The organism is Micromonospora sp. CA-246542 (assembly GCF_050942905.1).
In the GTDB taxonomy this organism is placed as follows: Bacteria; Actinomycetota; Actinomycetes; order Mycobacteriales; family Micromonosporaceae; genus Micromonospora.
On sequence record NZ_CP192040.1, the window covers coordinates 2679136 to 2692635 of the forward strand.

The window sequence follows — 13500 nt, forward strand, 5'->3', positions numbered from 1 at the left end:
GCGTCCGATATCCGGACACCAGGTGTTGCCCCCGCTGACGCAGAGAAAAGGACGCGGTTGGGGGGGTGGTGCGGTCCGGCCGCGCGGCCTGCCGCCCGGACGCCGCCGCCGTCGCCGATCACCCCGGCCGGGCCGGTCGGCCCGGCCCGGTCCGGAAGGAGTACGCGTGACACCCGAGGAGATCCTGGCCGTCGACCGGGCGCACGTCTGGCATCCGTACGCCACGTTGCCGCCGGCGAACGCGCCGTTCGTGGTCCGCAGCGCCGAGGGGGTACGGCTGACCCTTTCCGACGGCCGGGAGTTGGTGGACGGGATGTCGTCCTGGTGGGCGGCGGTCCACGGCTACCGGCACCCGGTGCTGGACGCGGCCGTGACCGACCAGCTCGGGCGGATGAGCCACGTGATGTTCGGCGGACTCACCCACGAGCCCGCCGTGCGGCTCGCGCGGACGCTTGTCGAGCTTGCCCCGGACGGGTTGGAGCACGTGTTCCTGGCCGACTCCGGGTCGGTCAGCGTCGAGGTGGCCGTGAAGATGTGCCTGCAGTACCAGCGGGCCGTCGGCCGGCCGGAGCGGCGTCGGCTGGCCACCTGGCGGGGTGGGTACCACGGCGACACGTTCCATCCGATGAGCGTCTGCGACCCCGAGGGCGGGATGCACCACCTCTGGGGTGACGTGCTGCCCCGGCAGGTCTTCGCTCCGGTGCCGCCGGGCGGGTTCGCCGATCCGCCGGACGAGGCGTACGTGGCGGCGTTGGTGGACGCCGTCGAGCGGCACGCCCACGAACTGGCCGCGGTCATCGTGGAACCGGTGGTGCAGGGCGCCGGTGGGATGCGCTTTCACCATCCGGGTTACCTGCGGGTGCTGCGCGAGGTGACCCGCGCGCACGGGGTGCTGCTGGTCTTCGACGAGATCGCGACCGGGTTCGGCCGTACCGGCACGATGTTCGCCGCCGAGCACGCCGGGGTGTCCCCGGACGTGATGTGCGTGGGCAAGGCGCTCACCGGCGGCTACCTGACCCTGGCCGCGGCGCTGTGCACCCCGGAGATCGCGCGTGGGATCTCCGCCGACGGCGTCCTGGCGCACGGTCCGACGTTCATGGGCAATCCGCTGGCCTGCGCGGTCGCCAACGCCTCCATCGGGCTGCTACAGGCGGGCGACTGGGCGGCGCAGGTGTCCAGGATCGGCGCGGGCCTGCGCGCCGGCCTGGAGCCGCTGCGCGCCCAGCCGGGCGTGGCCGACGTGCGGGTGCTCGGGGCGATCGGCGTGGTGCAGCTCGACCACGACGTCGACCTCGGCGCGGCCACCATGGCCGCCGCGGACCGGGGCGTCTGGCTGCGGCCCTTCCGCGACCTGATCTACACGATGCCGCCGTACGTGACGGACGACGCCGACCTGGCCCGGATCGCGGCCGGGGTGGCGGCGGCCGTGGCGGCCGGCTGAGCGGGAACCGACAAGCATCCCGGGAGGCGGCCCGCCGCCCGGGCGACAAGAGGGGAAGTAGTCCGATGGAGAGCTTCGGCACCCGGCTGCACCGGGCCGTCAACGAGCGCGGACCGCTCTGCGTGGGCATCGACCCGCATCCCGGGCTGCTGGCCCGCTGGGGCCTCGCCGACGACGTCGACGGTCTGGACCGGTTCACCCGAACCGTGGTGGATGCGCTCGGTGACCGGGTTGCGGTTGTCAAGCCTCAGTCGGCCTTTTTCGAGCGATTCGGATCCCGCGGTGTGGCGATTCTTGAGTCAACTATCCGACAGTTACGAGAAGCCGGATCGCTCGTTCTGCTCGACGTCAAGCGTGGGGACATCGGCTCAACGGTCAGTGCGTACGCCTCCGCGTACCTGGATCCATCCAGCCCTCTGTATGTCGACGCGGTCACGGCCAGTCCCTACCTGGGAGTAGGTTCGTTGGCGCCGATGTTCGAGTTGGCCGCCAAACACGGCGGCGGGGTCTTCGTGCTGGCCCTCACCTCGAACCCCGAGGGCGCGGCCGTGCAGCGGGCCCGGACGGCCGACGGACGTACCGTGGCGCAAACCGTGATCGACGAGATTTCCCAGCTCAACAGCGGTGCGGACCCCCTCGGCAGCTTCGGTCTGGTGGTCGGGGCCACCATCGGTGACACGGGTCATGACCTGTCCACCGTGGGCGGGCCGCTGCTCGCTCCGGGGCTCGGCGCGCAGGGTGCGGGCGCCGCCGATCTGCGTACCGTCTTCGGCTCCAGCCTCGCCGCGGTGCTCCCGTCGTACTCCCGTGAGGTCCTGTCGGCGGGACCGGACGCCGACGCGTTGCGGGCCGCCGCCGACCGCGTGCTGGGCGACTGCCGGGCTGTTCTGGCTGCCCGGTGACTGACTGACGGGTCGGTCACTTTGCGATGATCATCGCGCGCCCACGTTGCCGAAAGCTCCGTTGACCGCTAGTTTTCCCCGCGCTGGGAACCATGGACCCCTTGGTTCACAGCGACACCACGTTTCACAGATGCGGCGGTGCGCCCCGCCCGCCGCGATAGGGACCTGAGGAGAACTGGTGCCGCTCCCGTCACTGACCCCCGAACAGCGCGCTGCCGCGCTCGAGAAGGCCGCGGAGATCCGCAAGGCCCGTGCCGAGCTGAAGGAGCAGCTCAAGCAGGGCAAGACCACCCTTGGCGCCGTCCTCGAGCGCGCCGAGAGCGACGACGTCGTCGGTAAGCTCAAGGTTTCGGCCGTCCTGCAGGCGATGCCGGGCATTGGCAAGATCCGGGCTACCCAGATCATGGAGAAGCTCAAGATCGCCGACAGCCGTCGTCTGCGCGGCCTCGGCGAGCAGCAGCGCAAGGCACTGCTTGGAGAGTTCGCCGCCAACTGAACCTGGCAGCGTGTAGAAACAAGCAGTGAGCACGGATGACGAGGCGCGCCCGGCGGCTCGGCTCACTGTCCTGGCTGGACCTTCGGGTTCCGGCAGGGAGAGTGTCGTCGAGCTCGTCCGGGCGCGTTTCCCGTCCGTGTGGATCCCGGTGCCGGCAACGACCAGGCCGCGCCGGGAGCCGGAGGTGGACGGGGAGCAACGGGTGTTTCTCGCTCCGGCCGAGTTCGAGCGGCGGGTGGCCGCCGGCGAGCTGCTGGAGTGGTCCCGGATCGGCGCGTACCGCCGGGGGACCCTGTACCCGCCGCTGCGCGCCCGGCTCGACGCCGGGCAGCAGGTCCTGCTTCCGCTCGATGTGACCGGGGCCCGGCTGGTGCGGCAAAGACTGCCCGACGCGCGTCTGGTGCTGCTGATCCCGCCCGGACGCCGGCCCGACGCGGCCGTCGCGGCCGCGTTCGCGGACACCCTCACGCACGACCTCACCGATCGGGTGGCGGACGAGCTGGTAGGCTTACTCGGTTCAACTTATCCGGATCCGGCCTGGTCGCGCCTGCGTGGCTGATGGTCGGCCGCCGTCGGGACTCAGCACCGCGTCCGCGCGGCTCGAAAGACGCAGAGGTTAATTCGTGGGATCCATCGCCAACCCCGAAGGCATCACCAACCCGCCGATCGACGAGCTCCTCGAGAAGACGACGTCGAAGTACGCGCTGGTCATCTTCGCCGCCAAGCGCGCGCGCCAGGTCAACGCCTACTACAGCCAGCTCGGTGAGGGCCTCCTGGAGTACGTCGGCCCGCTCGTCGAGACCACCCCGCAGGAGAAGCCGCTCTCCATCGCCATGCGCGAGATCAACGGCGGCCTGCTCACCGCCGAGCCGACCGACCAGCCGTAGGCCCGTTACCGTCGATGTCCGCCTCGATCGTCCTCGGGGTCGGCGGCGGCATCGCTGCCTACAAGGCATGTGAGCTGCTGCGACTCTTCACCGAGTCGGGCCACCGCGTCCGTGTCGTGCCGACCGCGTCGGCGCTGAGATTCGTCGGCGCGCCGACCTGGGCGGCGCTCTCCGGCCAGCCGGTCGCCGACGACGTCTGGTCCGACGTGCACGAGGTGCCGCACGTCCGCCTCGGCAAGCAGGCCGACCTGGTGGTGGTCGCGCCGACCACGACCGACCTGCTCGCCAAGGCCGCCCACGGGCTCGCCGACGACCTGCTCACCAACACGTTGCTGACCGCCCGCTGCCCGGTGGTGCTGGCCCCGGCCATGCACACCGAGATGTGGGAGCACCCGGCCACCGTCGCCAACGTCGCCACGCTGCGCTCCCGGGGCGTCCGGGTGATCGAGCCGGCCGTCGGGCGGCTCACCGGCGCCGACACCGGCAAGGGCCGGCTGCCCGACCCGGCGGAGATCTTCGCGGTCGCCCGCCAGGTCCTCGCCCGGGGTGCCTCCACCCCGGCGGACCTGACGGGTCGCCGGCTGGTGGTCACCGCCGGGGGTACCCGCGAGCCGCTGGACCCGGTCCGCTTCCTCGGCAACCGCTCCTCGGGCAAACAGGGCTACGCCTTCGCGCGTTCGGCGGTCGCCCGCGGCGCCCGGGTCACGCTGATCGCGGCCAACGTCTCGCTCGCCGACCCCGCCGGGGTCGACCTGGTCCGGGTCGGCACGACCGCCGAGCTGCGCGAGGCGACCCTGAAGGCCGCCGACGAGGCCGACGCGGTCGTGATGGCGGCGGCTCCGGCCGATTTCCGACCGGCGACGTACGCGCCTGGCAAAATCAAGAAGTCGGACGACGGTGTCGCTCCCACCATCGAGCTCGTCACGAATCCCGACATCGCGGCGGAGCTCGGCCAGCGCAAGCGACCGGGGCAGGTGCTGGTGGTGTTCGCCGCCGAGACCGGCGACGCGGAGGCCAACGGCCGGGCGAAGCTGGCCCGCAAGCGGGCCGACCTCATCGTGGTCAACGAGGTCGGTCCGGACCGGGTCTTCGGCGCCGACACCAACACGGTGACGGTCATCGGCGCGGACGGCTCGGTGAGTCGTCTGCCGGAGCAGGCCAAGGAGGCGGTGGCCGACACCGTGTGGGACCTCGTCGTGGCGCGGCTGGCCAACCGCTCCTGACGGGTGGAACAGGGCGCGACCGCCCCCGACACCGGCCGCAGCGGTGACTAGACTGCCGCGGAACGACCTCACACGCTTAGGAGTGCCGTGACACGCCGCCTCTTCACGTCCGAATCGGTCACGGAAGGCCACCCGGACAAGATCGCCGACCAGATCAGCGACGGCATCCTCGACGCGCTGCTCGCCGAGGACCCGCACAGCCGGGTCGCCGTCGAAACCATGATCACCACCGGCCAGGTGCACATCGCCGGCGAGGTCACCACCAAGGCGTACGCCGACATCCCCACCATCGTCCGTCGGACCATCCTCGACATCGGATACGACTCGTCGAAGAAGGGTTTCGACGGCGCGTCCTGCGGGGTCAGCGTCTCGATCGGCGCGCAGTCCGAGGACATCGCGCAGGGCGTCGACAACGCCTTCGAGCTGCGGACCGGGGCGTCGGAGAGCGCGTTGGACGCGCAGGGCGCCGGCGACCAGGGCATGATGTTCGGCTTCGCCTGCTCGGAGACGCCGGAGTTGATGCCGCTGCCGATCGCGCTGGCCCACCGGCTGGCCCGTCGGCTCGCCGCGGTGCGCAAAGACGGCACGATCCCCTACCTGCGGCCGGACGGCAAGACCCAGGTCACCATCGAGTACGAGGGGCTGCGCCCCGTCCGGCTGAACACCGTCGTGGTGTCCAGCCAGCACGCCGCGGACATCTCGCTGGAGTCGCTGCTCACCCCCGACGTGCGCGACTCCGTCATCGCGCCCGAGCTGGAGAGCCTCGGCCTGGACACCGACGGCTACCGGCTGCTGGTCAACCCGACCGGCCGGTTCGAGATCGGCGGCCCGATGGGTGACGCCGGCCTGACCGGCCGCAAGATCATCGTCGACACGTACGGCGGGTACGCCCGGCACGGCGGCGGCGCGTTCTCCGGCAAGGACCCGTCCAAGGTGGACCGCTCGGCCGCGTACGCGATGCGCTGGGTGGCCAAGAACGTGGTCGCCGCCGGCCTCGCCGAGCGGTGCGAGGCGCAGGTCGCGTACGCCATCGGCAAGGCGCACCCGGTGAGCCTCTTCATCGAGACGTTCGGCACCGAGACCGTGCCGGTCGCCTCGATCGAGAGCGCCGTCTCCGAGGTCTTCGACCTGCGCCCGGCCGCGATCATCCGGGACCTCAACCTGCTCCGCCCGATCTACCAGCAGACCGCCGCGTACGGCCACTTCGGCCGGGAGCTGCCGGACCTGACCTGGGAGAGCACCGACCGGGCCGCCGACCTCAAGTCGGCCGCGGGAGCCTGACCGCCACCAGGCGTAGCGACCGGCGACCCGCACCGGGGTCGCCGGTCGCGCGCGTCTGCGTGGACGTGCCGCTGGCGCACCTGGACCGCCCGTTCGACTACCTCGTGCCGGCCGAGTTGGACGACGTGGCGGTGCCCGGCACCCGGGTCAAGGTGCGTTTCGCGGGGCAGTTGGTCGACGGTTGGCTGCTGTCCCGGGCGGACGACTCCGGGCACACCGGCCGCCTCGCCTACCTGGAGAAGGTCGTCTCGCCCGAGCCGGTGCTGACCCCCGAGGTCGCCCGTCTGGCCCGCGCGGTCGCCGACCGGTACGCCGGCAATCTCGCCGACGTCCTGCGGCTCGCCGTGCCACCCCGACACGCCCGTGTCGAGAAGGAGCCTCACGACGAGGAGTCCACGCCGGAGGCCGCGCCGGGGGAGCCGATCGACCCGAGGGGATGGCGGGACTATCCGGCCGGTCCGGCGCTGTTGCGGGCGCTCACCGACGGCCGGCCCGCCCGTGCGGTCTGGTCGGCGCTGCCCGGCGAGGACTGGGCCGCCCGCTACGCCGACGCCGTGGCCGCCACCGTCGCCGGTGGGCGCGGCGCGGTGGTCGTCGTACCGGACGCGCGCGACCTCGACCGTCTCGACGCGGCGCTGACCGACGTGCTGGGTCCGGGGCGGCACGTCGCTCTCTCCGCCGCCCTCGGGCCGGCCCGGCGCTACCGGGCGTTCCTCGCCGCCCGTCGCGGGCAGGTGCCGGTGGTCATCGGCACCCGGGCGGCGATGTTCGCCCCGGTGCGCCGGCTCGGTCTCGTCGCCGTCTGGGACGACGGGGACGACCTGCACTCCGAACCCCGCGCGCCCTATCCGCACGCCCGGGACGTGTTGCTCACCCGGGCGCGGCTCGGCGAGGCCGCAGCGCTGGTCGGCGGGTACGCGCGTACGGCCGAGGCGCAGTTGCTGCTGGAGACCGGCTGGGCCCGGGAGGTGGTCGCCGACCGGGCGACGGTACGGGCGCGGATACCGGCCATCGCGCCGACCGGGGACGACCCGCAGCTCGCCCGTGATCCCGGTGCGGCCACCGCCCGGCTGCCCAGCCTGGCCTGGACAGCCGCCCGCGACGCGCTCCGGGCGGGTCTGCCGGTGCTCGTGCAGGTGCCCCGCCGCGGCTACCTGCCCTCGGTCTCCTGCGCCGACTGCCGCACCCCGGCCCGCTGCGCGCACTGCGCCGGCCCGCTCGCCCTGCCGTCGGCCGGCGGCACCCCGTCTGCCGGTGGTGCGCCCGGGTCGCCGCCGCGTACGCCTGTCCCGAGTGTGGCGGGCGGCGGCTGCGGGCGGCGGTCACCGGCGCCCGGCGTACCGCCGAGGAGCTGGGCCGGGCGTTCCCCGACGTGCCGGTGCGGACCTCGGGGCGGGAGGAGGTGTTGACCGACGTGCCCGGCACGGCCGCCCTGGTCGTCGCCACGCCCGGCGCCGAGCCGGTCGCGGCGGGCGGCTACGGCGCGGTGCTGCTGCTCGACTCGTGGGCCCTGCTGACCCGGGCCGACCTGCGTGCCGGCGAGGAGGCGCTGCGCCGCTGGCTGGCCGCGGCGGCTCTGGCCCGCCCGGCGCCGGCCGGCCGCGTGGTGGTCGTCGCCGACGGCGCGCTCGCCCCGGTGCAGGCGCTGCTGCGCTGGGACGCCGCCTGGTTCGCCGGTCGGGAGCTGGCCGAGCGACGCGAGCTGGGCTTCCCGCCGGCCGTCCGGATGGCGAGCGTCACCGGTCCGGCCGAGGCGGTGGCCGACCTGCTCGCCGAGGCCCGACTTCCCGCCGACGCGGAGGTGCTCGGGCCCGTGCCGGCCGAGGAGGGGCGCGAGCGGATGCTGCTGCGGGTGCCCCGGGCGCGGGCCGCCGCGCTCGCCGAGGCCCTGCACTCGGCCGCCGGGGTGCGCGCCGCCCGCAAGGCCGCCGAGCCGGTTCGTCTCCAGGTCGATCCGTTGAGCCTGTTCTGACCGTTTCGCAGGCGGTGGCAGGCGGGCGCGGCGACCGGTGCCCGCACACCGCGTCCGGCAGAACGCTGGTGACGAGGTGGTAGCATCGCCCGTCATGCTCGGGCTGTCGATGATGTCAGGAAGCCGGTTATCAGGGGTGGACCAGTCGTGACCGTTCGACAATCGATCGTCTTCAACGGCGACCTCGGCAGCGGCAAGAGCACGGTGTCGGTGGAGATCGCCAAGCGGCTCGGTATGCGCCGGGTCAGCGTGGGTGATCTCTATCGGGAGATGGCGCAGCAGCGGCAGATGACCGCCCTGCAACTCAACCTGCACGCCGAGCTGGACCAGGCCGTCGACGGGTACGTCGACCAGCTCCAGCGCGACATCGCCGCCTCCGGCGAACACCTGATCATGGATTCGCGGCTGGCCTGGCACTTCTTCACCGACGCGCTCAAGGTGCACATGATCACCGAGCCGGGTGAGGCGGCCCGCCGGGTGCTGGCCCGCCCGTCCGGCCCGGCGGAGAGCTACGCCTCGCACGAGGAGGCCAAGGCCAAGCTCCGCGAGCGCAGCGCCAGCGAGCGCAGCCGGTTCATCCTCCGCTACGGGGTGGACAAGGCGCGGTTGCGCAACTACGACCTGATCTGTGACACCACCCGGGCCTCCGCCGCCGAGGTGGTCGAGCACATCGTCGCCGCGTACGAGGGCACGCTCGGCGCCGAGGTGCTGCGCGACGGCCCGCCGCTGCTGCTGCTGGATCCGGCGCGGGTCTACCCGACCGAGGACATCGCCACCCTGCGTGGCCTCTGGGACAGCGAGTTCGTCGGCGACGTGGCCGAGGCCGGCGACGAGTCGTTGGAGCCGCTCAAGATCGGCTTTACGGGGGAGTACTTCTTCGTCGTCGACGGTCACCGGCGGCTCAGCGCCGCCCTGCAGAACGGCTTCTCCCTGGTGCCGGCCCAGCTCGTCGCCGAGGTCGACGAGCCGGTCGTCGGCGGGATGAGCGCCGTGGACTACTTCGCCGCGCAGGTGCGGCCGGGCCTGGTCTACGACTGGGAGGCGGCCCACAAAATCCACCTGCCGTTGCCGGAGCCGGCGCTGCTGCGCGGCGACGCCGTGCTCGCGGCGGACACGGGCGTCGGCGCCTAGGCGCAGCCTGGGCGCGACACCCGGACCGGCGCGCGGGATGCGCGCCGGCCCGGGTGTCGGGTTGGACGATGGTCGTGCGGAGGCGTCAGCCCAGGACGACCCCGGAGGCGCCCACGCCGGCCATGCCGGAGAAGATGTCCTCGTAGTAGAACCGCCAGGCGCACACCCGCCCGGAGGTCACGTAGCCGGTGCACGCCGTCGTCGTGTTGGTGTCGTCGATGGCGGTGTTGGTGCCGGTCGCCCAGACCTGGAGGGTGTTCGCCGCGTTCACGATCTCCACCGGGCCGCCGCTGTCACCCTGGCCGACCGCGTTGGTGTGGGCGGTGTTCTCCGCCTGCACCTGACCGCAGACCGTGCCGAAGTTGCGCACGTTGATGCACAGGTTGCGGGCCTTCACCTGGATCGAGCAGCGGGTGCCGGAGTACGCGCCCGAGCTGCACACCCAGTTGCCGACCTGGCTGGCCTGCGCGCCGATCACCTGGTTGCTGAACTCGCTGACCACCGCGCCGGCCGCGTCCGTGCTGTTGTTGAAGACCCGACCGCCGCCGCTGCCCGCGATGAGCAGGGTGTCGCTGCTGACGTTGCGGCTGATGACGGTGCCGATGGTCTGCCCGGTCGGGTCGGCCGCCACGACGTTGAGGTTGGCGCAGTGCGCGGCGGAGAGCACCCGCGACACCCCACCCTGGTAGACGCCGAAGCCGGTCGAGCAGCCGCCACCGGTGGAGGTGTTGCGCCACGCCGCGCCACCCCACCAGGGCGGGCTGTCGTCCCACCGGGTGGCGGGAGCGGCGGCGACGCCGGTCTGGACGGTCACCGGAACGCCGGCCATAGCCGTCGCCCCGAGCAGACCGCTCTGCGTACCGACCAACCGGCCCGCGCCGTCGGCGCGCGGCCCCACGGTCGTGATCTTGTCGCCGGCCGTGGCGCGCAGCTTGTCGGCCGCGACCATCAGTTCCCGCTGCGAGTACGCGGCGGGCAGCACCGTCGTCGCGACGGTGGCCCGGGCGTTGGCCACCAGTCGGGCCGGCGGCTCGCCCTTCCAGTAGACCTGGAGGTGCCGGGTGGTGGGATCGGCGACGATGCCGGCGAAGCCGGAGTTCGCGCTGCGCTGCGCGGCGTTGGTGATCTGGGCGGCGGCGGTGTTCATCCGCTGCTGCAACTGGAGCAGCTCCGACCAGGAGGCGAAGCCGCCCGGCACCGTGGTGCCGTCGACGAACGATCCGGTGGTGGTGGCCTTGCCCTTCGGCGCGGCGGTGGCCGACGTGGCGGTCACGCCCGTGACGAGCAGCGTGAGGCCGCAGGCGGCCACGGCGATGCGACGCAGCATCGACGCGGACCGTCGGGCGTTCGGGTGTGGACGGATCATCTGTACCCCTTCCCCAGGGTTCGTGGCGCGGGCCGGGCCCGCACCAGGGACGGTGGCACGCGACGTCCGATCCGGACGGCGATCCTGGACGGGATTGGACACGGTCGGACAGCATCGGACGGCGAAAGGTCCGATGTGAACTGTCAAACATCGGCGATCTCCTATCTCACTGCCGGTGGCCGCGTCTAGCCTGCCCGTGTCGGCATCCGGGGCGGCCGGGTGACCGCGAGGGGGTGGGGGCCGCATGTCCGACCAGTGGATTCCTCCCGGCGTTCGTGCCGATGCGCAGGAGTCGTCTGGGGCGTGCGACGTGGCACGCCGTGCCGTCGCGGCGCAGAGCCTGCCGGATCTGGCCGGTCTGCTGCGTCAACTGCGCCGCCGCGAAGCACGGCAACAGGGCGAGACCCGGCTGACCTACCGGCAGTTGGCGGCGAAGACCGGCTGGTCACGCGGCATCATCGGGGAGTACTTCGCCGGCAATGTCCTGCCCCCGCCGGAGCGGTTCGACGCGCTCATCCGGTTGCTCGGCGCGAGCCCCACCGAGCAGGGCGTGCTGGCCACCGCGCGGGACCGGATCGAGGAGCGCCGCCGACGCCCCACCGGTGAGCACGCGACCGACGTACGGGCGGGCACCGGGGCGGTGCGTCCCCAGAGCGGCGGCGCACGGGTCGCCGCGATGTCGAACCGCCTCCCCGTACCCCGTCAACTGCCCCCGGCACTGCCCGGATTCGTCGGACGTACCGCCCAGCTCGCGCAGCTCGACGCCGCCTGTGCCAGCCCGGACGCCGCCGACGACGGCGGCCTGGCGCCGGCCGGGGTGGTGACCCTGTCCGGTACGGCCGGGGTCGGCAAGACCACCCTGGCGGTGCACTGGGCGCATCGGGTCGCCGACCGTTTCCCGGACGGTCAGCTCTACGTCGACCTGCGGGGATTCGACTCCACCGGCACGGTGGTGACTCCTGTCGAGGCGGTCCGGGGGTTTCTCGAGGCCCTCGAGGTGCCGCCCGAACGGATCCCCACCCATCTGAGCGCGCAGGTGGGCCTGTACCGCAGCCTGCTCGCGGGCCGTCGGATGCTGGTGCTGCTGGACAACGCCCGCGACGCCGAGCAGGTCCGGCCGCTGCTGGCCGGCAGCCCGACCTGCCTGGTCCTGGTCACCAGCCGCAACCGCCTGGCCGGTCTGGTCGCCGCCGAGGGCGCCCGGCCGGTGGGCGTGGAGCTGCTCAGCGCCGCCGAGGCGTGGCAGCTGCTGGCCCGCCGGCTCGGCGCGGACCGGCTGACCCTCGAGCCAGGGGCGGTGGACGAGATCATCGAGCGGTGCGCGCGGTTGCCGCTGGCGCTGGCGGTACTCGCCGCGCGGGGCGCGGCGAATCCCGGGTTCCCCTGGCCAGCCTCGCGGCCGAGCTGCGCGAGGCGCCCCGCCCGTTGGAGTCGTTCGACGCCGGTGATGCCGGCACCGACGTGCAGGCTGTGTTCTCCTGGTCCTACCGGAGCCTGACGCCCCCGGCGGCACGGCTGTTCCGGCTGTTCGGCTGCCACCCCGGCCCGGACATCGGCGTGGCGGCGGCGGCCAGCCTGGCCGGGGTGCCCCGGGAGCAGGCGCCCCGACTGCTCGCGGAGCTGGCCCACGCGCACCTTGTCACCGAGCACGCCCCGGGCGGTTCGGCGCGCACGACCTGCTCCGGGCGTACGCCGTCCAGCAGGCCGAACGGTTCGAGCCGGCCGGCGCCCGACGGGCCGCGATCCGGCGTGGGCTGGACCACTACCTGCACACCGCCCACGCGGCCGCGCTGCTGCTGCAACCGGGCCGCGATCCGGTCACCCTGGCCCCGGCCGCACCCGGTGTGCGGCCCGAGGAGATCGTCGACCACGGGCGGGCGCTCGCCTGGTTCACCACCGAGTACCCGGTGCTCCTGGCGGCGGTCGCGCACGCCCGGCACATCGGGTTCGACGGCCACGCCTGGCAGCTGGCGTGGACGCTGGTGGACTTCCTGCAACGCCGGGGGCGGTGGCCGGACCTCGCCACCGCCCAGCGGACCGCCCTGGCCGGGGCCCGCCGGGCGGGCGACCGGCTCGGGCAGGCGAACGCCCACCGGGACCTCGCCCGGGTGCTGTCCCGGCTGGGTCGGGTGGACGAGGCGGCGACCAACTACCGGGAGGCGCTGACGATCTTCGGGGCGTTGGGTGACCACACCGGGCAGGCGCGTACCCACCGCGCGTTCGGGGCGATGCTCGACGGCCTCGGCCGGCACGCCGAGGCGCTGGAGCACGGGCAGCGGGCGCTGGCGCTGTACCGCGACGCCGGCCACCTCGCCGGGGAGGCGAGCGCCCGCAACGCGGTCGGCTGGGCGCACGCCCAGCTCGGGCAGTACGCCCCGGCGCTCACGCACTGCGGGCAGGCGCTGACGTTGCTGCGCCGTACCGGTGACCGGCACGGTGAGGCGAACACCTGGGACAGCCTCGGCTTCATCCACGCCCGCCTGGGTGACCACGCCGAGGCGATCCGCTGTTACGGGCGCGCGCTCCGGCTCTACCGGCGGATCAGCGACCGTTACGACGAGGCGGACACCCTGTCCCGGCTCGGCGAGAGCCGGCAGGCGGCGGGGGACACCGTCGGCGCCGTGCGGACCTGGCGGCGGGCCCTGCGCATCCTCGACGACCTCGGCCATCCCGACGCCGAGCGGGTCCGTGCCCTGCTGGCCGCGGCGGCGACCGCCCGGGGCTGACGAGCGCCGGGCAGGGGATGCCTTCCGGCGGCGGCACCGGGATGATGGAGCCTTCCACGCATCGACGGGGAGGCC

At 73.4% G+C, this 13500-nt stretch carries 12 protein-coding genes and 1 pseudogene; 11 read left to right on the forward strand and 2 right to left on the reverse strand.

Translation table 11 applies throughout. The features are described 5' to 3' along the window. The first annotated feature begins 166 nt into the window (after positions 1-166). From ACQP0N_RS12535 to ACQP0N_RS12575, 9 genes and pseudogenes are all read left to right on the forward strand, one after another. On the forward strand, positions 167-1441 hold the full coding sequence (locus ACQP0N_RS12535) for an adenosylmethionine--8-amino-7-oxononanoate transaminase (RefSeq protein ID WP_433120149.1): 1275 nt from the start codon (positions 167-169) through the stop codon (positions 1439-1441). Positions 1442-1506: 65 nt separating this feature from the next. Then, positions 1507-2343 (forward strand): orotidine-5'-phosphate decarboxylase, encoded by an 837-nt coding sequence (pyrF, locus tag ACQP0N_RS12540; RefSeq protein WP_355053084.1) that lies wholly within the window; start codon positions 1507-1509, stop codon positions 2341-2343. Positions 2344-2521: 178 nt separating this feature from the next. Then, a complete protein-coding gene (gene mihF / locus ACQP0N_RS12545) occupies positions 2522-2839 on the forward strand; it encodes an integration host factor, actinobacterial type (protein ID WP_007458370.1) in 318 nt (105 codons plus the stop codon). 25 nt (positions 2840-2864) lie between these two features. Beyond that, positions 2865-3398 (forward strand): guanylate kinase, encoded by a 534-nt coding sequence (locus ACQP0N_RS12550; RefSeq protein WP_433120152.1) that lies wholly within the window; start codon positions 2865-2867, stop codon positions 3396-3398. A 64-nt stretch (positions 3399-3462) separates the two neighbouring features. Beyond that, positions 3463-3726, forward strand: coding sequence for a DNA-directed RNA polymerase subunit omega (gene rpoZ / locus ACQP0N_RS12555; protein WP_074318577.1), 264 nt, complete (start codon positions 3463-3465; stop codon positions 3724-3726). Between the two features lie 14 nt (positions 3727-3740). Next, complete coding sequence (gene coaBC, locus ACQP0N_RS12560; RefSeq protein WP_433120154.1) at positions 3741-4949, forward strand: bifunctional phosphopantothenoylcysteine decarboxylase/phosphopantothenate--cysteine ligase CoaBC; 1209 nt, start codon at positions 3741-3743, stop codon at positions 4947-4949. An 87-nt stretch (positions 4950-5036) separates the two neighbouring features. Further along, positions 5037-6230: a methionine adenosyltransferase gene (gene metK, locus ACQP0N_RS12565; RefSeq protein ID WP_355624166.1), complete on the forward strand. Its 1194-nt coding sequence runs from the start codon at positions 5037-5039 to the stop codon at positions 6228-6230. A 59-nt stretch (positions 6231-6289) separates the two neighbouring features. Continuing rightward, positions 6290-8202: pseudogene (locus tag ACQP0N_RS12570) on the forward strand (primosomal protein N'). A 147-nt stretch (positions 8203-8349) separates the two neighbouring features. Then, positions 8350-9333, forward strand: coding sequence for an AAA family ATPase (locus ACQP0N_RS12575; protein ID WP_357133425.1), 984 nt, complete (start codon positions 8350-8352; stop codon positions 9331-9333). A gap of 85 nt (positions 9334-9418) precedes the next feature. On the opposite strand, the gene ACQP0N_RS12580 is transcribed toward ACQP0N_RS12575, so the two are convergent. After that, positions 9419-10699 carry a hypothetical protein gene (locus ACQP0N_RS12580; RefSeq protein ID WP_433120157.1) on the reverse strand — a complete coding sequence of 427 codons (1281 nt, stop codon included), beginning with the start codon at positions 10697-10699 and terminating at the stop codon, positions 9419-9421. Between the two features lie 310 nt (positions 10700-11009). On the opposite strand from ACQP0N_RS12580, the gene ACQP0N_RS12585 reads away from it, so the two are divergent. Then, positions 11010-12197 (forward strand): NB-ARC domain-containing protein, encoded by a 1188-nt coding sequence (locus ACQP0N_RS12585; protein ID WP_433120159.1) that lies wholly within the window; start codon positions 11010-11012, stop codon positions 12195-12197. Here the strand turns inward: ACQP0N_RS12585 and ACQP0N_RS12590 are convergent. After that, complete coding sequence (locus tag ACQP0N_RS12590; RefSeq protein ID WP_433120161.1) at positions 12184-12570, reverse strand: hypothetical protein; 387 nt, start codon at positions 12568-12570, stop codon at positions 12184-12186. The genes ACQP0N_RS12585 and ACQP0N_RS12590 overlap by 14 nt on opposite strands. Between ACQP0N_RS12590 and ACQP0N_RS12595 the strand changes: the two genes are divergently transcribed. After that, entirely contained in the window at positions 12544-13425 is an 882-nt protein-coding gene (locus tag ACQP0N_RS12595) for a tetratricopeptide repeat protein (protein ID WP_433120163.1), read from the forward strand. The two genes, ACQP0N_RS12590 and ACQP0N_RS12595, sit on opposite strands and share 27 nt — an antisense overlap. Positions 13426-13500: the final 75 nt, after the last annotated feature.

Coding starts and splice junctions, on each gene's coding strand:
- pyrF (WP_355053084.1), top strand. CDS start 1,507: ATGGAGAGCTTCGGCACCCGGCTGCACCGGGCCGTCAACGAGCGCGGA.
- coaBC (WP_433120154.1), top strand. CDS start 3,741: ATGTCCGCCTCGATCGTCCTCGGGGTCGGCGGCGGCATCGCTGCCTAC.
- ACQP0N_RS12580 (WP_433120157.1), bottom strand. CDS start 10,699: ATGATCCGTCCACACCCGAACGCCCGACGGTCCGCGTCGATGCTGCGT.